The sequence below is a fragment of the Streptomyces capillispiralis genome (assembly GCF_007829875.1).
In the GTDB taxonomy this organism is placed as follows: Bacteria; Actinomycetota; Actinomycetes; order Streptomycetales; family Streptomycetaceae; genus Streptomyces; species Streptomyces capillispiralis.
Genome location: NZ_VIWV01000001.1, coordinates 7,692,518 through 7,711,698 on the forward strand (window position 1 = coordinate 7,692,518; position 19,181 = coordinate 7,711,698).

Genomic DNA, 19,181 nt, shown 5'->3' on the forward strand with positions numbered 1-19,181 from the left:
CCCCTCACCCCCGCGGGCCCGGACCGTCGGCGTACTCGGGCCTGAAGCGGTGGAGTGCGCCCCCGTCCGGCTGGACGACGCCGTAGCTGCTCTCGGACACCTCGTTCCACGCCCCCGGCAGGTCCCCCAGGGGCTCCGACACGACCAGACGGGTCTCGTCGGACAGCTCACGCAGGAACGACACATCGGGGTGGAGCGCGCGCAGGGCATCCACCTTGGTGCTGACGTACAGCGATCGCGAGCGGCCCTCACTGGAGTAACGGAAGGCCCACACGCGTTCGCCGTCGGTCACCGCGACGGTCATCTGCAGCGGGTGCGGGATGCCGTGCGCCTCCGCGGTCGTCTCCACGAAACCGGCCATGCGGGCCACCGCACCGGGCGGGTCGTCGGCCAGACCGAAGGTCAGGGCGAGGAAGAACATGATCTCGGAGTCGGTGGAGCCCTCCATGTCGGCGTACAGGTCAGGGGCGACGGCCAAGGCGAGATCACGCCGGATCCGACGGAACCCACTGATCATCCCGTTGTGCATCCACAGCCACCGACCGCTGCGGAAGGGGTGGCAGTTGCTCTGCTGCACCGCCGTTCCCGTCGAAGCCCTGATGTGCCCGAAGAACAGCCCCGAGCGCGTGTGATGGGCGACTTCCCGCAGATTGCGGTCGTTCCAGGCCGGGCCGACATCCCGCAGGACCGCCGGATCGGCCGTTTCCGTTTCTCGCGGGTACCAGCCGATACCGAAGCCGTCGCCATTGGTCGTCTCCACCCCCATACGGGAGTGCAGACTCTGGTCGATCAGGGAGTGCTCCGGCTGGAACAGAACCTGGCTGAGGAGGACGGGTGTACCCGAGTAGGCGATCCAGCGGCACATCGTGACGCCCCTTCCGGCGGCGGCGAAGGCGCCACCGCGGTGACCCGCCGCGGGATTCCCCGCAGCCCCGGCGCCTGGCAGGCGCCGCCCCGCGGCTGCTACCAGTATCGCTTCCGGCAGCCATCCGGGCATGCGGACGGGCAGTGCGCGCGAGCCCGCCCCGGGCGGGCCGGCGCCGGGCGGCCGGGCATGCCGAACACCAGCTCCGTCCTGGGGACCGAGGCGCTGTGCTTCTGCCGCCTGAACAACGGACGCACGCCCGGCGCGAGGAAGCCTCCGCTGCCCGACGGGGCACGTCGCCCGACCTGAAGAGCCTGCGCACTCTTCCTGCCGGGCGGGCCGCGTCACCTGCGGGCCCGGCGCGCCCGCGCCCGGCAGGAGGAACGGCCGGCCGGGCTGGTGCGCGAGGTGCGCTCCGGCGCGGCCGCCGCCCCCGCCGGCTCGGTGCCCGACCTGGTGTGCCGGCACCGCGACGCGGACGGGGAGCCGCTCGACGCGAAGACGGCCGCGGTGGAACTGTGTACGGACAGAACCACGACGAGTCGCTGTGGGGCGATCCGTACGCGTTCCGGCCGGGGCGGTTCCTCGAACGGCCCGTCGAGCGCGACGAACTGATCCCGCAGGGCGGCGGCGACCCCGCCACCGGGCACCGCTGCCCCGGCGAGGGCGTCACCGTCGGCGGGCTGGAGGCGCTGGCGGTGCGGCTCGCCCGAATGGAGTACACGGTGCCCGAGCAGAACCTCACCATCTCCCCGCACCGTGTGCCGACCCGCCCGCACAGCGGTGTCCTGCTCGCCGGGATCCGCTGAGCAGGGGTCAGGGGCGGTGTTCCCGCGGCCTCCACCGTCCGCCCGCCGTGCCGTCGCCGGCGCCCTTCTCCCCGCCCGCCCGGCCCGGGCATGTTGAAGAAGTGACGAAAGCAAGTCATGGGAAAAGTGGCATGGTTTGTCCGATTCGGGTGATTCTGGGGAGTGAAGGTACTCGCTACACCTCAGGGAGATGGTGTCATGCGTCCCGAAGAAACACTCACCAAGGAACTGACCGGAATCGACATCGAGGCCGCCCTCGACCCGGTCGAGGCCGACGGTGTGTACCGCGACAGCCGCCAGTGCGCCGCCCTGGCTCTCCTCTCCGGCTCGACGAAGCTGCTGCTGTCGCCCCCGACCCCGCGTCCGAAGAAGGGCTGAACGGATCGACGGGAGTAGTCAGATGGAGCAGTCGGGCACTTCGACCCTCTTGCAGGGCGCGGTGCAGGACATCGCTTCCGGCGTGGTCTCCGCCCTTCGGGGCGGAGACCACGCGCGATCGGTCCCCCCGGCGGGGACCGACGGGGAAGCGGATGAACTCGCCCTCGCCGCCGTACGCGTACTGGGATCCGACGCACTGCTGCCGGCCCTCCTGCTGCGCACCCCGCCCGACCCGGCGGAGGTGGCCGTGTTCCGGAAGGCGGTCGAGGCGTACCCGCCCCGCGCGGACGCCGCGCCCACCGTCCGCTGGAGCCACTGGGGCATGGCCCGCACGCTGCGGCACGCCGACCCCTCCTTCACGGGACCGCCGGAGGAGCCCGGCACCGGCTGGCTCGACGAGGCGGACTGGCAGTTCCTCACCCACCAACTCGCCGTGCTGGCCCCGCTCGCGCTGCCCGGTGAGGACTGCGCGCTCGGCCGCCTGGCCGGACGCCGGCCCGTGGACGTCGCCCGCGGCTTCGTCCGCGCGGTGCGCCGCAGGGACTGGCGGCAGGCCGCCGGCGCCGGACGCTGGCTGACCCTGTTGTCCGGCGTACCGGACACCGTGGGCCTCGAAGCGGGCCTGGACTTCGTGGAACTGATGGGCGGACAGGACCCGCTCGTCGCCCTGCACGTGCAGGCGGCGCGGCAGATGCGGGCCGGAGCCCCGGTGTGACCGCGCCCGACGACACCGCCCCCATCCGGCGGATCGCCGAGGACGCGCTCGCCTGGGTGGACACGTGCCGCGCCGACTTCGCCCTCGGCGAGGACGCCCTGGCCGTCGACGGCGAGGTCGACAACAGCTGGAAACCCCTGGGCGAACTGGCCCAGGTCTGCGCGACCGTCGCCCACCACACCGCCCCACCCGACCCGCTGCACGCACGGGCCCGCGCCCTGCTGGACTTCGCCTGGCGGGAGACGGACGGCGGCGAACTCTTCCGCCGCCTCCAGCAGTTGGAGCCCTTCGCCACCTACCCCCTGGAGGTGTACGCGGCCCTGGCCTCCGCCGGGTTCCGCCACCCCGCCTTCGAGGAGGCGGCCGCCGTGGTGGCCCGCACCCGGGGATGGCGGCTCACCGAACAGGATCCGACCCGGCGGCTCGGCGTCCTGCGCGCCGAGGAACGCTGCGGCATCCACCGCCCCGCGTGGGCCCCGCACGAGCTGCCCCGCACCTGGCTCGGCGGACTGCCCGAACCGTGGACCTTCGAACGCGACGCCGGATACGCCCTCACCCACGTGGTCTTCCACCTCACCGACTGGGGACGGGACCCCGACGGCCTGCCGCCGGACCTCGTCGGCTACCTCGCCGACTGGCTGCCGCCCTGGCTCGACACCTGCCTGGAGGCCGGGATGTGGGACCTGAGCGGCGAACTGCTGGCCGTGGCCGCCGTCGTCGCCCGCCGCACCGGCGATCCGGCACCGCGGGACGCCTGGCAGGCGCTCCGCGCCGCCCGGGGCCCCCACGGCGAACTCCCGCTGAAGCACCAGGACCCCGCGCCGGCGGACCCCGGGGACGCCGGACTCCCCGACGACCGGGCCCACTTCCTGCGCCACTACCACTCCACCCTCATGGCCGCCTTCGCGGCCGTCCTGACCACAGCACGCCCCGCCCGCCCGCCCGTCGGCACCGGGACGCGGCACCGGCACGGCGGACAAGGAGCGCCGGAATGACCGACACCCGCCTCATCCACACCGTCGGAGTCGGCGCCCTGGAATGGCTCTGGGCCCACCGCGACGGCTTCCGCCTGGAACCCGACGCGGACCCCGAGACCGGCTTCCTGGAACGCTTCAAACCCGTCGGCGAACTCGCCCTGGTCTGCAAGGTGCTGTTCCGCGAGGGCGTCGCGGGCTCCCGCCAGGCGCAGCTCGCCCGCCAGCTCCTCGACCACGTCTGGCGCGAGACCCTGGACGGCGGCACCATGCTGGTGCGCGGGCAGCGGACCGAACCGGCCTCCCCGATCCCGTTCGAGGTGTACCTGCCGTTCCGCGAACTCGGCTACAGCCAGCCCGAGGTGGAGCGCGCCGTCGTGCTGAACCACCGGCTGGACAACTGGCCGGCCTTCGAGGTGACCCCCACCCGGCGGCTCGGCCTCTCCGCGTTCCAGCGCCGCTTCGGACTCACCCCCCGGCCCCCCGAGTCCGAGGCCCTGCGCAGCACCTGGCTGGCCCACACCCCCGAACCCTGGACCGTCGAGGGCCACATCGCCTACGACATCACCCACTGCGTCTTCCACCTGACCGACTGGGGGGAGAACCCCCGGGGTCTGCCCCCGGACATCGCCGACTACCTCGCCACCTGGCTGCCGGCGTGGATCGACGACTGGCTGGACCTGCGGCGCTGGGACCTGCTCGGCGAACTCCTCGTGGTCGACGCCTGCCTGCCCCGGCCCACCCTGGACGAGCCCGCCTGGCGGGCGTTCGCCGCCGCACAGGAGCCGGACGGCGCCATGCCCGCGATCCGCACGATGCCCGAGGGAGACCCGGAAGCGGTGTTCGACGTCGTCTACCACTCGACGCTGGTCGCCGCCTTCGCCTCCGTCCTGGCCACCTCCCGCGCCCTGACCGAGCTGGCCCGGGCCTCGTGACCACGGCGTACCGCACGCCCTGGCCGGGCCGGCCCTCGGACCGGCGGGACGAACCGCCGGCCCGCCCGGACCCGCACTCCGCCGAGGACGACGGGGACGACCAGCGCTGGGGCGAACGGCTCCAGGACGCCGTCGCGGCGGCCGACGCCCCCGACGCCGTCTTCGCCCTCTCCCACCGGGGCCGGCGCACCGTACGCAGCGGCGGGACCGCCGCGCCCCCCGCGCACCCCCGCGACACCCTGCGCTACGAGATCGGCTCGGCCACCAAGACGTTCACCGGGCTGCTGCTGGCCGGGCTGACCGACAGCGGCCGGGTGTCCGCCGGGGACCCGGCCGCCGCGCTCCTCGACGGCGGCCGGCCGGCCGGCCCGGCACCGGCCACCCTCGCCCACCTCGTCACCCACACCGCCGGACTGCCCGCACTCCCGGCCGGCTTCCACCGCCGGGCCCTGCCCGCCTGGCGCAGCAACCCCTACGGCCGCTACCCCGACGCGCTCGTGATCGACGCGTTCCTGCGCCACCGCCCCCGCCACCGGCCCGGCACCCGCTGGCGCTACTCCAACTTCGGTGTCGCCGTGCTCGGCCACGCCCTCGCCGCCGCCACCGGCACCCCCTGGGAGGACCTGGTCACCGGCCGGCTGCTGCGCCCCCTCGCGCTGCGCGGCACGGCCCTGCGCGCGGACGGCCCCGGACTCGACGCCACCGGGCACACCAAGGACGGCACCAGGACCGTGCCCGCCTTCGACGCGGGCGGCTTCCAGGCGGCCGGCGCCGTCCGGGCCACGCCGCACGACCTGCTCACCTTCCTCGAGGCCCATCTCGACCCCGCCCGGTCACCGGAGCTGTCCGGCGCGCTGGAGGCCGTACGCGTCCCCGTGCTCCGCCGCGGTCACGGGCACCGGCACGTGCACACGGTCGCCTGGTTCCGGCATCCGACGGACGCCGGCCCGCTGTACTTCCACAGCGGGGCGACCCTCGGCCAGCAGGCCTTCCTCGGCTTCCGGCCGGACACCGGCACCGCCCTGGCCGCGGTGTGCACCCGCCGCTTCCGCGCCCGCGACCCGTTCCTGGCCACCGCCTACGCCCTGCTCGCGGGGGAGTGACCGGCCCCGCGAGAACGCCTCGGCGCCGACGGCGGCACCAGGCCGCCGTCGGCGCCGAGGCGTCCGGGTCAGGCGGTCACAGCCGCTGCCACAGCGCCGGAGTGCCGGCCGGCGCCCACGCGCCCTGCGCCTGGTGGGTCTGCAGGCACTGGTACCGCACGCCGTCGCGGGTCACCGTGGCCCCGGTCTCGTAGACCCGGCCCTCCGTCCACGCCTGCGCGCCGTCGTCCTGCTGGTCCGGCGTCGTCTGCGCGGCGGAGGTGGTCAGCGTGAGCCCGAAGTCGCTCAGCATCGGGTTGACGGGCTGGTAGAACGTCGTACCGCCGCTGGTGCAGTCCCCGGAACCCCCGGAGGTGACGCCCTGTGCCTGGGCGCCCGTGACGAACGGACCGCCCGAGTCGCCCGGCTCCGCGCACACTGTCGTCCGGGTCAGCCCGTCGACCGTGCCCTGCGCGTAACTGACGCTGGTGTCGTGCTGCTCGATGGTCCCGCAGTGCCATCCGGTGGTCGAGCCGGAACGGCACACCGACGCCCCGACGAGCGCCTGCGCCGAACCGGTCACCTGGACCTCCTGGCCGTCCTGCGCCTTGACGTCGGGCGTGGGCTTCCACTGGTCGTTGACCGCCACCCACGCCATGTCCTTGCCGGGGAAGGTGGAGGCCTGGAAGGTGCCCTGCGCGGTGCGGTCGTACCCGGTCGTCGTCGCGCCGCTCCGGCCGCAGTGGCCGGCGGTGACGAAGCCCGCCTGCGCGCCCTTGGTGACGGAGAAGCCGACGGAGCAGCGCGCGGTGCCGTCGATGTAGAACGCGTCACCGCCGGTGATGTCCTGGAGCAGCCGCGGCCGCACCGCCGTCATGCGGATGCCGACGTCCTCGCCCTGGAGCCCCGCGGCCTCGACGAAGGCGGTGCCCGCGGCCTGGCTGGTCGCCTGCACCATGATGCGGTTCTTCGGTACGTCGACGTACCAGACCGGCGTGTCGAGCGTCTTGACCTGGGTGGCCGCCGCGTCGAGCTTCCGCTTGGCCGCCTGGAGGTCGGCGAGGGTGCGCTGGACCACCCTGGCCGTGGCGCCCTGGGCCTCGATGGCCGGCACGTCCTTGTCGTCGGTGGTCGCGACCGTGAGCTCCTCGGAGGTCTCGCCGCCCACCCAGGCCCCCGCGAACCGGTCGCCCAGGGAGTTGCGCAGCCGGCCCGCGCGGGTGCCCGCCTCCGCCTCGTTGACCAGCCGTTCGGAGGCCTGCTGGGAGTTCAGGCCCAGGTCGCGCTGGAGTGCGGCGAGCAGGTGGGGCGAGGGCCGGTCGGCGCCGAGGGTCTGGGCGGCGCCGGGCACCGGCCCGGCCGCGGGCGTGGCGTCGGCCGCCGCGGCGGCGGGGAGCCCGGCGAGGACGAGGGCGCCGAGCGCCGTGAGGGCCGACCGGCGCACGGTCCGGGCATGGCTGGGGAGCATGCGGTGTGTCTCCTTCGTTCCGGGGTGGGGCTGCCGAGCAGCCTCAGGCCTAGCCCGTGGCGCCCGGCACGATGCCGCGACGCGCGGCAATTCGCGCTTTGGTGACACGAACGGACGCCATGTGCAGTACGCGGCCGGGACATCGGGCGCCCCGCGCCGTCAGGCGGGCGTCAGACCGGGCGAGCCCACCTCGGTGACGAAGGAGGCGGCCGTGGAGACCGGGGCGCCGGGCGTCGTCACGGCCGGGACGATCCGGAAGTCGGCCCGCGCGTTCTCCCGGCCCAGCTCGACCCGTACGTAACCGCGCCGGCCGTCGTAGAACCTCAGGTGGGGGTTGGCCCGCATGTAGGTGTCCCAGTTCGCCGGCCGCTCGGCCCCGTTCCTGCCGCTGGCGACGGAGGTGCAGGTCAGTTCCGTGCCCAGGGTGGCGGAGTCCGGGTCGTCGAAGTCGTCCTTGATGTCGAAGGCGTACCCGACGTGGACGTCACCGGTGAGGACCATCCAGTTGGCGACACCGGCCGCCTTCGCGCCCGCGACGACCCGGCCGCGGTTGGCGCGGTAGCCGTCCCAGGCGTCCATGGAGACCTTGGCCTGCGCGTTCAGGTCCATCTTCCGCTGGGAGAAGCACACCTGCTGGGCCGTCACGTTCCACAGCGCCGTCGAGGTGCCCCACCCGTCGGTCAGCCAGCGCTCCTGGGCGTCCCCGGTCAGGCTGCGCGCCGGGTCGTCCGACTCGGGCCCGGGGACGTGCGGAACGTCGCCGTACGCCTGGTCGTCGCGGTACTGACGGGTGTCCAGGACGTCGAACTGGGCGAGCGTGCCCCAGCGCAGCCGGCGGAACAGCTGGGCGTCGGGGCCCTCGGGGAGCTGGTCGGCGCGCAGCGGCTGGTTCTCCCAGTAGGCGCGGTAGGCGGCGGCGCGGCGGGTGAGGAACTGCGCCGGGTCGCTGCCGTTCTCGTCGATGGCGCCCGCGTAGTTGTTCTCGGTCTCGTGGTCGTCCCAGGTGACGACGAACGGGTGGGCGGCGTGGACGGCGCGCAGGTCGGGGTCGCTCTTGTAGAGCGCGTAGCGCATCCGGTAGTCCGCCAGGGTCGCCGTCTCGCGGTTGAACACGGACGGCAGCACGACGTCGGTGTAGGCGCGCGCCCCGCCCGCGGAGTCGACGGCGTACTCGTAGAGGTAGTCGCCGAGGTGGAACACCACGTCGACGTCCTCCCGCGCGAGGTGCCCGTGCGCCGTGTAGTAGCCGTCGTGGTACGCCTGGCAGGCCACCGCGGCCAGTCTGAGGCTCGCGGTGTCGTCGCCGTCGGCGGGAGCGGTGCGGGTGCGGCCGACGGGGCTGATCCAGGCGCCGGTGCGGAACCGGTAGTAGTAGTGGCTGTCCGGATCCAGGCCCTGCACGTCGACGCGGACGCTGTGCCCGTACTCGGGATGGGCGGCCGCGGTGCCCTGCCGCACGACCAGGACGAAGGCCTCGTCGAGGGCGACCTCCCAGGAGACGTCGACCCGTTGCTGTCCCAGACCCCCGTCCGGGGCGAAGGGGACCGGGGCGAGCCGGGTCCAGATCAGCACCGAGCCGGGCAGCGGGTCGCCGGAGGCGATGCCGAGGGTGAAGGGGTCCTCGGTGATCCGGGCCGCGTCGAGCCGGGGCGCGGCGAAGGCGCCGCGCGTGGGCAGGTTGGTGCTGAAGGCGAGGGCGGCGGCCGCGGCGGTCACGGTCAGGAAGCGACGGCGGGCCAGATGCCGTGCCGCGGCGCGCAGTTCGGTGTCGTGCGGGGTGGGGGCGAGCTGGGACGGTGGTCCGGAACGGCCCGACAGCGCCATCTGGTGTCCTCTCGTACGGGTCCGGCGGATCGACGGGCGCAGGCCGGCGGCGGGCGCGGGCAGGCGAGCGCGGCCCGCGCCCCGGGCGGGTGCGTGGCGACGTCGGCCACGGGGCGCGGAGCCTGCATGCTAAGCAGACAAATGGGGTAAAACCTGCGCGCCTTGCGGGGTGTTCACACAGGAGGCGGTACGCGGACCGGTCCCGGACACGACGAAGCGCCGCCGGTGCGGACCGACGGCGCTGCGGGACGGGGGACGGGTCAGGCGGTCGTCGTCGCCTCCGAGCCGGAGCGGGCGCTGACGCGCTCGCGCACCGGCAGGTGGTAGACGTGGAAGGCGCGGCCGATGACCGGCTGGGCGACGTTGCGCACCTTGACGCCGCCGGTGGTCATGCCGTGCTCGCTGCCGGCGTGCGCGTGGCCGTGCACGGCGAGGTCGGCGCCGGCCGTGTCGATGGCCTCGGCCAGCAGATAGCTACCCAGGAACGGGTAGATCTCCAGCGGCTCACCGGCCAGGGTCTCCGGCACGGGGGAGTAGTGGGTGAGGGCGATCCGGGCGTCGCAGCCCTCCTCGTCCAGGTGTTCCAGGGAGGCGCGCAGGCCGTCGGCGCACCGGCGGGAGACCCGGACGAACTCCTTCATCACCGGCTCGCCGAACTCACCGGCGCTCGCCCCGACGAACCCGCCGCCGAACCCCTTGGTGCCGGCCACCCCGACGCGCAGGTCCCCGGCCCGCACGATGGCCGCCTCTCCCTCCAGGACATGGGCGCCGGCGTCCCGCAGCACGGCCGAGACCTCGTCCGGCCGGTCGTCGTGGTGGTCGTGGTTGCCGAGCACGGCGACCACCGGCACGCCCAGGCCCCGGATCTCGTCGGCCACCACCCGGGCCTCCGCGACGGTGCCGTGCCGGGTGAGGTCGCCGGCCAGCAGCAGCAGGTCGGCGCACTCGGGCAGGGTGTCGAACGCGGGGCGGAGCACGCCCCGTGTGTCGGGTCCCATGTGGATGTCGCCGACGGCGGCGATGCGGATCATGACAGCTCCTCCGCGTGGTCGGGCGACGAGGGTTCGCTGACCACGATGTCGCAGTGCACCTCGAGACCGGCGAGTTCCTCCCGCACGGTCCCCAGGACCTCCTCGCGGCACCTGGCCGAGGGGACCGTCCCGGTGACCAGTACGGCCCCGCCGCGGACCTCGACCCGCACGCCGAGTTCGCCCAGCTCCCCGGAGGCGAGCCGGTCCTGGAGGTGGGCGACGCGGTACTCCGCGCTCTGTCCGGCCGCCGTGCCGCCGACCGGTCCGGCGTCGTGGGTGTTCATGGGCGTTCCTTCCGCGGACGGTCAGATGACGTTCAGGCGTTCCAGGAGGAAGAAGAAGGCCGCGGGCATGGGCTCGTCCCCGCAGTCGCGCCGTACCCGGTCCCAGTCGACCTTCTCGCGCAGGGCGCGGGCGATGGGCAGGACCGCGCCGAAGTCGCAGTGGTGCTCGGAGAAGGCGGCGATGAGGCCGCACAGCAGATCGGTGGGGGCCAGGACCGGCATGCGCACCGACTCCACCGGCAGTTCCTGCGCGCGGTGGAGCATCTCGGTGGAGACCGGCCGGTGCGCCAGCTCGAAGATGAGGTCGACGTCCTGGCCGAAGCAGGTGGCCTTGAGCAGCCAGTCCTCCGGCGGGGTGTAGACGGTCAGTCCGGCCTCGCGCAGGGTGGCGGCCACCGGCTCGGCGTCCTCGGGCCGGACGCAGAAGTCGACGTCGTGCTGGAGGTTGCCGCTGCCGCCGTGGGCGTGGACGGCGACGCTGCCGGCGAGCGCGAAGAGGTGCCCGCCCCGCTTCAGGACCGCGCCGACCTGCTTGGCCGCCTCCAGGATCGCCTGGTTGCGGTCGCGGGGCAGCTCCGCCTCGCTCTCGTCGGGGCTCGGCCCGCACCGCACGTCCAGGGGTGGCGCCTGTCCCGGGGCGTCCGGGGCCAGACGGAGGTCCGGGCTTCCCGGGCGCCGTACGAGCGTGGCGTCCTCGCCGTTCTCCGTCATGACCGCTCCTTCCGCCATCGTGCGGGCCCTGTGCCCGCCGCCCGTTCCCGCCGTCCGGGACGGGTCCGTGTGCCTGCTGCCAGCACCTAGTACCCGGCGCGTCCGTTCCGACACGGACGAGGGTGAATGGCGTGCGGAGTCCGCTGCGGCTCAGCGCCGGGTGACGTTGGCGACGAGCAGGCGCAGCAGCTGTTTGGCCGTGGCGTCCTGTTCGGGTGTGAGGCCCATGGCGTCGCCGATGGCCGACGGGACGGCGCGGGCGCGTTCACGGAGCCCGGCGCCCTCGTCGGTCAGGCGGATGGCGACCGACCGCTCGTCGTCGCTGCGGCGCTCGCGGCGCAGCAGTCCGTTCGCCTCCAGGCGCTTCAGCAGCGGGGAGAGGGTGCTGGACTCCAGCTGGAGCGCGGCCCCCAGCTCCCGTACGGAGATCGAGTCCCGCTCCCAGAGCACCAGCAGGACCAGGTACTGGGGGTAGGTCAGGTCCAGCTCCTCCAGCAGGGGCCGGTACCGGGCGGTGACCGCCCGGGAGGCCGCGTACAGGGCGAAGCAGAGCTGGTCGTCGAGGAGCAGCGACCTCTCGTCCGGTGCGGGGGCGGGGCTGCCGTCCGTCGTGCCGTCCATGGTGATCACCCACGTTCCGTATTGCGGTCCCGTCGATTCTATCGGGAGCGAGTAAGTCGTGGGCGAACGAATCGGCCTCTAATTAGTTGCGCACGACTTATTCGGGCGCTACTTTCCTGGTGTGCCGCCGATCCCGCCGGACCCCGGCCCGGGGCCCGGCGGCGGCACCCGATCCGAGGAGCGCGCCATGACCGGCACCACCGCCCACCGTCCCGTCCTCGAGCCCGCAGCCCAGGCGTTCGCCGAGGCCACCGCCAACCCGCCCTACCTCTTCGACCTGGGCCCCGCGGAAGGCCGCAAGACCGTCGACGAGGTCCAGTCCGGCGACATCGACAAGCCCGCCGTCGACGAGGAGTGGGTGACCGTCCAGGGCGGCCCCACCGGCCAGGTGCGGGCCCGCGTCGTCCGCCCCGCGGGCGCCACCGGGCAGCTTCCCGTCATCCTCTACATCCACGGCGCCGGCTGGGTCTTCGGCAACGCCCACACCCACGACCGCCTGGTCCGCGAACTCGCCGTCGGCACCGGCGCGGCGGTGGTCTTCCCCGAGTACGACCTCTCGCCCGAGGCCCGCTACCCGGTCGCCATCGAGCAGAACTACGCCGTCGCCCGCTGGATCGTCACCGACGGCGCCGGCAAGGACCTGGACGCCACCCGGATCGCCGTGGCGGGCGACTCGGTCGGCGGCAACATGAGCGCCGCCCTCACCCTGATGGCCAAGGAGCGCGGCGACGTCCCCCTCGTCCAGCAGGTGCTCTTCTACCCGGTCACCGACGCGAACTTCGACACCGGCTCCTACCACCAGTTCGCCGAGGGGTACTTCCTGCGGCGCGACGCCATGCGGTGGTTCTGGGACCAGTACACGACCGACGCCTCGCAGCGCGCCGAGATCACCGCCTCCCCGCTGCGCGCCACCACCGAGCAGCTGACCGGCCTGCCCCCGGCCCTGGTCGTCACCGGCGAGGCCGACGTGCTGCGCGACGAGGGCGAGGCGTACGCCGACAAGCTCCGCCAGGCCGGCGTCCCCGTCACCGCCGTCCGCTACCAGGGCATCATCCACGACTTCGTGATGCTCAACGCCCTGCGCGGGACGCACGCCGCCGAGGCCGCCATCGCCCAGGCGGTCGCCGTCCTGCGCGGAGCGCTCGGCACCGCCTGACCCGGAGGGCCGGAGACCGGCTCGGGCGTACAAGAAAAGCGCCCGGGCCGGTCAAGGCTGAATATGGGGCAAAAGGTAGGGAAGCCGATGAGTGCACCCCAGGGATGCGCTCGTGGAGGTCGTCATGGACCAGGACACGACTCGTTCGCCGGATCTTCCGCAGCCCCTGCGGGCCGTCGTCTCGGGACTGCGGCATCTGCCGGGCGCGCAGCAGGTGGGCCGGGTGGCCGGCGGCACCCTCGACGCCATCGGCGCGGTGTCCCCGCGCGGACGCCGGATCGCCGTCTACACCGGAGCCGGAGTCCTCGGAGTGGCCGGCATCGTCGAATGGCCGGTGGCACTGACCGGCGCCGCCGTCGCCTGGCTCACCCAGCCACGCCCCGGACAGCGGGAGGACGGCGAGCCGGGCCCGCCCCCACCGGCCGCAGCGGACGGGCGGGCCGGGGCCGGCATCCGCGACGACCACGCCCCCGCCGAGCCGCCCCCCGGCCCCGGCGACCGGCTCACCCCCTCCCGCCACCGGCCCGGCCAGGCGGAACACCCCGTACGCGAACAGCCCGCCAAAGTGGGCGACACCGCCACCGCCTCCGCGCTGAAACAGGTCGCCGAGGCCACCACGCACCACGGCTCCCACCCCGGCCCCCACCCGGACCGGAACGGCGCCCCAGAACAGCCGCGCGACAGCCGGCCCACCCGCTGAGCCACGATCACGGGACACCCTCCGATGCTCACACGCTTCGATGTCGCCCCCCTCGCCGGGGCCGTGGCGGGCGCCGCCGTCGGCGCCGCCCGCGGCACCGCACAGGGCATGACGTCCGTCCACGACACGACGCGCCGCCTCGGCCACGTCGCCCGCAACGCCCTCGGCGGCGGCCGGCACTGGCGGGCCGGACACCGCGTCCACCTCGCCCTGCGCCATCCGGAAGGCGCCGTCGGGCCGCTCGCCCGCAAGGCCGCCGCCCAACTCCTCGACCACCCGGACGTGCTGGCGGCCTACTGGGACGAAGGGCTGTCCCGGCTCGTCGTGACCGCCGTCGCGGACGCGGCCGGCGACCGCGTGACCGAACACGCCGTCGCCGTCGCCGCCCGCCTCGGACTGACCGAGGACGCCGGCCCGGAGGACGAGACCAGCACCGCCCACCCCGGCGACCCCCGCGAGGTCCGGGTCGCCGCCACCGCCCTGCTGCTGGACGCCGCCGGCACCGCCGGCGCCCTCACCGCCAGGTCACTGCGCCTGCCCCGGAGCCCCAAGGCGGTCACCGCCGGAGTCACCCTGCTGCGCGAGAACCCCCGCTTCCGGGCGCTGCTGCGGCAGCGGTTCGGCCGGAGCGGCATGGAACTCCTGCTCGCCGCCGCCAACGCCGCCGCGCACGGCGCCGGACAGTCCCCGGTCGCCCTCGTCCTCGACGGACTGCTGCGCACCGGCCAGCTCACCGAGGCGGCGGCCCGCGCGGCGGCCTTCGAGGCCCTGCACGACGACATCTGCCTCGAACAGCGCCCCAGCATCCCCTGCCCCGCCGACACCCGCCCGCCCCTGCGGGTGACGCCCGCCCAGGCGTACGCCGCCCACGCCGGCACCGGCAGCATCGCGGGCGCCGCCGCCACCCTCCTCGTCACCCACGACACCCGGGAGGCGGCCGAGGCCGCCCTGGCGGGGTCCCCGAAGGCGGCCCGCTACGGTCCCGCCGCCTTCGACGCGGTCCTCGGCACCCACCTCGCCCGGTCCGGCGTCCTGGTCCGCAGCGCCGAACGGCTGCGCCAGCTGGAGATCGCCGACTCCCTCGTCCTGCACGCCGACGCCCTGCGCACCCCCGCCCGGACCGGCTCCGGCCACGACGGCGCGCCCGCCCTGTTCGAGGACCCCGTCGACCCCAGCGCCGAAGCGGTCCTCGACGCCGCCCGCCGCGCCGGCCTCCACGTCGTGATCACCCGGGGCGCGGATCTGAAGGACATCACCCGCCTCGCCGACGAGGTCGCCCCCGCCGACCTCCCCTTCGGCGACGTCGTCAGGGCACTGCAGAACGACGGCCACATCGTGGTGAGCGTCGCCCGGGTCGCGGAGCACGGGGACGACGACGTGGCGCGGGGGTTGCCCGCCGGAGACGTCGCCATCGCCCTCACCGACACCCGCACGGCGGTCCCCTGGGGCGCCGACGCCCTCGCCCCGGGCGGACTCGGGGACGTGTGGCGCCTGCTGACGGCCATTCCGGCCGCCCGCCGGGTCGGCCGCCGCTCGCAGACCATGGCCCGCGCGGGCGCCGCCCTGTCGGGACTCATGGTGGCCCGCGGCGGCACACCCGGCGGCCGGCTCTGGCGCCGGCTCACCCGGCACGCCCCCGTGAACATCGCCGCGGCGGGCGCCCTGCTCACCGGCTGGACCGAGGCCGTACGCGTGGCCCGGGCCACCCCGCCCGAACCCCGGCTGCACGTGCCCTGGCACGCCCTCGAACCGCACGAGGCACGCGAACTGCTGCGCGACACCCGCACCGAGGAGGAGCCGAGCGGACTCGCCCAGTTCGCCGAGCGGTCCCGGCAGCGGGCGGCCCGGATCACCCGTACGCCCGCGGCCGCCCCCGTCCGCTGGACCTGGCAGGCGGCGGGCGCCGTCCGGCGCGAACTCGACGACCCGCTCACCCCCGTCCTGGCCACGGGGGCGGTCGCCTCGGCGCTGCTCGGCTCCCTCGTCGACGCCCTGCTCGTCGTCGGCGCCATGGACATCAACGCGGTGGCCGGCGGCCTCCAGCGGCTGCGCGCCGAACGGGCCCTCGCCCGGCTCGCGGCCCGGCAGCAGCCCAAGGCACGCCGGCAGGTCGGCCGCGAGCGCACCGTCACCGTCGACGCCGCACGGCTGCGGCCGGGGGACCGGATCAGCCTCGGCGCCGGCGACGTCGTACCGGCGGACGCGCGACTGCTGGAGGTGGACGGGCTCGAGGTCGACGAATCCGCGCTGACCGGCGAGTCCCTGCCGGTGACCAAGGCCCTGGAGCCGACGCCCGGCGCGCCGGTCGGCCGGCGCACCTGCATGGTCTTCGAGGGCACCACCGTGGTGGCCGGCCGGGCGGACGCGCTCGTGGTGGACACCGGCGACCGCACCGAGGCCGGCCGGGCCGTCGCCCTGGCCGCCCGCACCCCGCCGCCCGCCGGCGTCCAGGCACGGCTGCAGGAACTGACCCGCAAGGCCCTGCCGGTCACGCTCACCGGCGGAGCCCTGGTGACCGGGCTGTCCCTGCTGCGCGGCAGCCCGATTCGACGGGCCGTCAGCGGCGGTGTGGCCGTGGCCGTCGCCGCCGTCCCCGAGGGCCTGCCGCTGGTCGCGACCGTCGCCCAGATGGCGGCCGCCCGCCGGCTCTCCCGGCGCGGCGTCCTGGTCCGCACCCCGCGCACCCTGGAGGCGCTCGGCCGGGTCGACACCGTCTGCTTCGACAAGACCGGCACCCTCACCGAGAACCGCCTGCGCCTGGTACGGGCCGCCACCGCCGACGGCACCGTCCTCGCCCCGGACGCCGAACAAGCCGTGCCCGTCGTGCGGCTGGCCGCCCGCGCCTGCCCGCAGGAGGAGACCGGTGAGGGACGCCGGGTCGCGCACGCCACCGACGAGGCCGTCCTCGACGTCGCCCCGCCCGACCCCGCCTGGACCGCCGACGGCGAACTCGCCTTCGAGGCCAGCCGCGGCTACGCGGCGGCCGTCGGCCGGGACGGCGACGCGGAGGACACCGGCGCGCTCCTCGTCGTCAAGGGCGCCCCCGAGACGGTGCTCCCCGCCTGCCGGGACCTTCCCGACGACGCGGCCGCCACCGCCCACACCCTCGCGGGACAGGGCCTGCGCGTCCTCGCCGTCGCCCGGCGCCCGTGCCGCGGCTCCGACGCCGCCGCCGAACTCGACGCCGACCTCACGGACCTGGAGTTCGCCGGACTGATCGCCCTGGCGGACGTGCCGCGCGACACCTCGCAGGAACTGCTCACGGAACTGCGCCGGGCCGGCATCCTGCCCGTCATGCTCACCGGCGACCACCCGGAGACCGCCCGGGCCATCGCCCTGCAACTGGGCTGGCCGGAGGAGACCGACGTCGTCACCGGCGACGAACTCGTCGCCATGAGCCGCAGCGAGCGGGTCCGCGCCCTGCACGGCGCCGCCGTCGTCGCCAGGGTCGCCCCCGAGCAGAAACTCCACGTCGTGGAGGCCCTGCAGCAGACCGGCCGGGTGGTGGCGATGGCGGGCGACGGCGCCAACGACGCCGCCGCCATCCGCGCCGCCGACGTGGGCGTCGGCATCGAGTCCCGCGGCTCGGCCGCCGCCCGCAACGCCGCCGACCTCGTGCTCACCACCGGCGACCTGTCCGTCCTGGTGGACGCCGTCGGCGAGGGCCGCGCGCTGTGGCGCAGCGTCGCCGACGCGGTGAGCATCCTCATCGGCGGCAACGCGGGAGAGGTCGGATTCAGCGTGCTCGGCACCCTGCTCGCCGGTTCCTCCCCGCTGTCGACCCGCCAGCTGCTCCTGGTCAACCTGCTCACCGACATGTTCCCCGCGATGGCGGTGGCGGTGACCCCGAGCGACGACCCGTCGACGGCCGCGCACGCCGCGACCGGCCCGATGGGCCTCGACGTCCTCGGCGCGCCCCTGCTGCGCGCCATCCGGCGCCGCGGCGTGACGACCTGCCTCGGCGCGGTCACGGCGTACCTGATCGGCCGGTTCACCCCCGGCACCGAACGCCGCTCCACCACGATGGCCCTGTGCGGCGTGGTCGGCGCGCAGCTCGTGCAGACCCTGTCCGGCCGCCGCCACAGCCCCCTGGTGTGGGCGACGGCCCTGGGCTCCGCCGCGGTGCTCGCCGCCCTGGTCCAGACGCCCGGCGTCAGCCACTTCTTCGGCTGCACCCCGCTCGGCCCGGTCGCCTGGCTGGGCATCGCCCTGGCCATCACCCTGTCCGCCCTCGCCCCCCGCCTGGAACGCATGGAGCCGGTCCGCCACCTCTACGACGGCGCGACCCGGCTCGCCGAGCGGCTCGGCGAGTCCGCCCGGCGCACCCGCCCCTTCGTGCACGGCGGCATCGCCCGGCCGGTGGCGTGACCGCACGCCCCGGGGGCGGCCGTCGCCGGACGGCCCCCGGGGCCGTCCGTGGTCGGCAGAACCGCCGCTGTGCGCACAGACTGGAAGAGCAGGGTGGCCCCGGCACCCACCCGGGGCCCGCCGCACAGCGAGAGGGGTGAGGATCGGCATGAAGGGCTACGTCTTCCACGGACCCGGGCACGCCGCCTGGGAGGAGGTCCCCGACCCGGCCGTCAAGGAACCCGACGACGCCATCGTGCGCGTCGAGGCCGTCACCATCTGCGGGACGGACCTGCACATCCTCAAGGGCGACGTGCCCGACGTCCGCCCCGGCACCGTGCTGGGCCACGAGGCGGTCGGCGAAATCGTCGAGACCGGCGGCGACGTGCGCACGGTACGCCCGGGGGACCGGGTCCTGGTCTCCTGCGTCAGCGCCTGCGGGCGCTGCGGCTACTGCCGCGAGGGCATGTACGGCCAGTGCCGGGGCGGCGGGGGCTGGATCCTCGGCCACCGCGTCGACGGCACCCAGGCCGAGTACGTCCGGGTCCCGTACGCCGACCTCTCGGTGTATCCGCTGCCCGGCGCGCTCGCGGACGAGGACGCCGTGCTGCTGTCCGACATCTTCCCCACCGCCTACGAGGTGGGCGTGCTCAACGGGCGGGTACGCCCCGGCGACACCGTCGTCGTGGTCGGCGCCGGACCCGTCGGGCTGGCGGCGATCGCCACCGCCCGGCTGTTCGCGCCCGAGCGCGTCGTCGCCGTGGACCTGGCCGCCGCCCGGCTCCAGGCGGCCAAGGAGTTCGGCGCCGACGCCGTCGCCGACGCGAACGAGGCCCCCGAGCAGCTGATCGCCGACCTCACCGGCGGGCTCGGCGCGGACGTGGCCATCGAGGCGGTGGGCGTGCCGGAGACCTTCGAGCTGTGCACCCGCATGGTGCGGCCGGGCGGCCACATCGCCAACGTCGGTGTGCACGCCGCTCCCGCCACCCTGCACCTCGAGGACCTGTGGATCAGGAACGTCACCATCACCACCGGACTCGTCGACACCCACTCCACCCCCACCCTGCTGCGGATGGCCGCCGCCGGCCGGCTCCCCACCCGCCGCATGGTCACCCACACCTTCCCGCTCGACCGGATGCAGGAGGCGTACGACGTGTTCGGCAACGCCGCCGAGACCGGGGCGCTCAAGGTCGTCCTCGGTGTCCCGCAGCACGAGGTGGTCGCCGTCCACCCGACGGCCTGACCGGTCGCCCGCGCCCGAGGGGGCCGGAGGCGGCGGAA

The 19,181-nt window shown here is 75.1% G+C and carries 16 protein-coding genes and 1 pseudogene; 10 read left to right on the forward strand and 7 right to left on the reverse strand.

Annotated features, from left to right (window positions below; translation table 11 throughout):
• Window positions 1–4: 4 nt before the first annotated feature.
• Window positions 5–865: a class II glutamine amidotransferase gene (locus tag FHX78_RS33645; RefSeq protein ID WP_145871119.1), complete on the reverse strand. Its 861-nt coding sequence runs from the start codon at window positions 863–865 to the stop codon at window positions 5–7.
• Between the two features lie 324 nt (window positions 866–1,189).
• On the opposite strand from FHX78_RS33645, the pseudogene FHX78_RS33650 reads away from it, so the two are divergent.
• The 6 genes and pseudogenes from FHX78_RS33650 to FHX78_RS37790 form a co-directional block, all read left to right on the forward strand.
• Window positions 1,190–1,674 (forward strand): annotated as a pseudogene (locus FHX78_RS33650) (cytochrome P450 family protein); the annotation flags it as partial.
• Between the two features lie 198 nt (window positions 1,675–1,872).
• On the forward strand, window positions 1,873–2,052 hold the full coding sequence (locus tag FHX78_RS33655) for a hypothetical protein (RefSeq protein WP_145871120.1): 180 nt from the start codon (window positions 1,873–1,875) through the stop codon (window positions 2,050–2,052).
• Window positions 2,053–2,074: 22 nt separating this feature from the next.
• Window positions 2,075–2,767, forward strand: coding sequence for a hypothetical protein (locus FHX78_RS33660; protein WP_145871121.1), 693 nt, complete (start codon window positions 2,075–2,077; stop codon window positions 2,765–2,767).
• Window positions 2,764–3,762, forward strand: coding sequence for a DUF6895 family protein (locus FHX78_RS33665; RefSeq protein ID WP_145871122.1), 999 nt, complete (start codon window positions 2,764–2,766; stop codon window positions 3,760–3,762). The genes FHX78_RS33660 and FHX78_RS33665 overlap by 4 nt, the downstream gene beginning before the upstream one ends.
• Window positions 3,759–4,676, forward strand: a complete 918-nt coding sequence (locus FHX78_RS37785; RefSeq protein ID WP_229924217.1) for a DUF6895 family protein — start codon at window positions 3,759–3,761, stop codon at window positions 4,674–4,676. The genes FHX78_RS33665 and FHX78_RS37785 overlap by 4 nt, the downstream gene beginning before the upstream one ends.
• A complete protein-coding gene (locus tag FHX78_RS37790; protein ID WP_229924218.1) occupies window positions 4,673–5,779 on the forward strand; it encodes a serine hydrolase domain-containing protein in 1,107 nt (368 codons plus the stop codon). Before FHX78_RS37785 ends, FHX78_RS37790 begins: the two co-directional genes overlap by 4 nt.
• A 76-nt stretch (window positions 5,780–5,855) precedes the next feature.
• On the opposite strand, the gene FHX78_RS33675 is transcribed toward FHX78_RS37790, so the two are convergent.
• The 6 genes from FHX78_RS33675 to FHX78_RS33700 all read right to left on the reverse strand — a co-directional run bounded on the left by FHX78_RS33675 (window position 5,856) and on the right by FHX78_RS33700 (window position 11,697).
• Window positions 5,856–7,226 (reverse strand): trypsin-like serine protease, encoded by a 1,371-nt coding sequence (locus tag FHX78_RS33675; RefSeq protein ID WP_145871123.1) that lies wholly within the window; start codon window positions 7,224–7,226, stop codon window positions 5,856–5,858.
• Window positions 7,227–7,385: 159 nt separating this feature from the next.
• Window positions 7,386–9,050 (reverse strand): alkaline phosphatase D family protein, encoded by a 1,665-nt coding sequence (locus tag FHX78_RS33680; RefSeq protein WP_145871124.1) that lies wholly within the window; start codon window positions 9,048–9,050, stop codon window positions 7,386–7,388.
• 260 nt (window positions 9,051–9,310) lie between these two features.
• Entirely contained in the window at window positions 9,311–10,081 is a 771-nt protein-coding gene (locus FHX78_RS33685) for a metallophosphoesterase family protein (protein ID WP_145871125.1), read from the reverse strand.
• Complete coding sequence (locus FHX78_RS33690; RefSeq protein WP_145871126.1) at window positions 10,078–10,365, reverse strand: BON domain-containing protein; 288 nt, start codon at window positions 10,363–10,365, stop codon at window positions 10,078–10,080. The genes FHX78_RS33685 and FHX78_RS33690 overlap by 4 nt, the downstream gene beginning before the upstream one ends.
• A gap of 21 nt (window positions 10,366–10,386) precedes the next feature.
• Window positions 10,387–11,076: a nucleotidyltransferase family protein gene (locus FHX78_RS33695; protein ID WP_145871127.1), complete on the reverse strand. Its 690-nt coding sequence runs from the start codon at window positions 11,074–11,076 to the stop codon at window positions 10,387–10,389.
• A gap of 150 nt (window positions 11,077–11,226) precedes the next feature.
• Window positions 11,227–11,697, reverse strand: a complete 471-nt coding sequence (locus tag FHX78_RS33700) for a MarR family winged helix-turn-helix transcriptional regulator (RefSeq protein ID WP_189908668.1) — start codon at window positions 11,695–11,697, stop codon at window positions 11,227–11,229.
• 187 nt (window positions 11,698–11,884) lie between these two features.
• Between FHX78_RS33700 and FHX78_RS33705 the strand changes: the two genes are divergently transcribed.
• From FHX78_RS33705 to FHX78_RS33715, 4 genes are all read left to right on the forward strand, one after another.
• The gene (locus FHX78_RS33705; RefSeq protein ID WP_145871128.1) at window positions 11,885–12,853 is read left to right on the forward strand and encodes an alpha/beta hydrolase; all 969 of its coding nucleotides are present in this window, start codon (window positions 11,885–11,887) and stop codon (window positions 12,851–12,853) included.
• Between the two features lie 124 nt (window positions 12,854–12,977).
• Complete coding sequence (locus FHX78_RS37205) at window positions 12,978–13,553, forward strand: hypothetical protein (protein ID WP_189908669.1); 576 nt, start codon at window positions 12,978–12,980, stop codon at window positions 13,551–13,553.
• Between the two features lie 24 nt (window positions 13,554–13,577).
• Complete coding sequence (locus tag FHX78_RS33710; RefSeq protein WP_145871129.1) at window positions 13,578–17,921, forward strand: cation-translocating P-type ATPase; 4,344 nt, start codon at window positions 13,578–13,580, stop codon at window positions 17,919–17,921.
• A 148-nt stretch (window positions 17,922–18,069) separates the two neighbouring features.
• Window positions 18,070–19,143, forward strand: coding sequence for a zinc-dependent alcohol dehydrogenase family protein (locus tag FHX78_RS33715; protein WP_145871130.1), 1,074 nt, complete (start codon window positions 18,070–18,072; stop codon window positions 19,141–19,143).
• The last annotated feature ends 38 nt before the right edge of the window (window positions 19,144–19,181 follow it).

Bases quoted from the DNA above. Each gene is read 5' to 3' on its own strand.
- FHX78_RS33700 (WP_189908668.1), bottom strand. From the start codon at position 11,697: ATGGACGGCACGACGGACGGCAGCCCCGCCCCCGCACCGGACGAGAGG.
- FHX78_RS33695 (WP_145871127.1), bottom strand. From the start codon at position 11,076: ATGACGGAGAACGGCGAGGACGCCACGCTCGTACGGCGCCCGGGAAGC.
- FHX78_RS37205 (WP_189908669.1), top strand. From the start codon at position 12,978: ATGGACCAGGACACGACTCGTTCGCCGGATCTTCCGCAGCCCCTGCGG.
- FHX78_RS33645 (WP_145871119.1), bottom strand. From the start codon at position 865: ATGTGCCGCTGGATCGCCTACTCGGGTACACCCGTCCTCCTCAGCCAG.
- FHX78_RS33715 (WP_145871130.1), top strand. From the start codon at position 18,070: ATGAAGGGCTACGTCTTCCACGGACCCGGGCACGCCGCCTGGGAGGAG.
- FHX78_RS33685 (WP_145871125.1), bottom strand. From the start codon at position 10,081: ATGATCCGCATCGCCGCCGTCGGCGACATCCACATGGGACCCGACACA.
- FHX78_RS37785 (WP_229924217.1), top strand. From the start codon at position 3,759: ATGACCGACACCCGCCTCATCCACACCGTCGGAGTCGGCGCCCTGGAA.
- FHX78_RS33710 (WP_145871129.1), top strand. From the start codon at position 13,578: ATGCTCACACGCTTCGATGTCGCCCCCCTCGCCGGGGCCGTGGCGGGC.
- FHX78_RS33655 (WP_145871120.1), top strand. From the start codon at position 1,873: ATGCGTCCCGAAGAAACACTCACCAAGGAACTGACCGGAATCGACATC.
- FHX78_RS33705 (WP_145871128.1), top strand. From the start codon at position 11,885: ATGACCGGCACCACCGCCCACCGTCCCGTCCTCGAGCCCGCAGCCCAG.
- FHX78_RS33690 (WP_145871126.1), bottom strand. From the start codon at position 10,365: ATGAACACCCACGACGCCGGACCGGTCGGCGGCACGGCGGCCGGACAG.
- FHX78_RS33680 (WP_145871124.1), bottom strand. From the start codon at position 9,050: ATGGCGCTGTCGGGCCGTTCCGGACCACCGTCCCAGCTCGCCCCCACC.
- FHX78_RS33660 (WP_145871121.1), top strand. From the start codon at position 2,075: ATGGAGCAGTCGGGCACTTCGACCCTCTTGCAGGGCGCGGTGCAGGAC.
- FHX78_RS33675 (WP_145871123.1), bottom strand. From the start codon at position 7,226: ATGCTCCCCAGCCATGCCCGGACCGTGCGCCGGTCGGCCCTCACGGCG.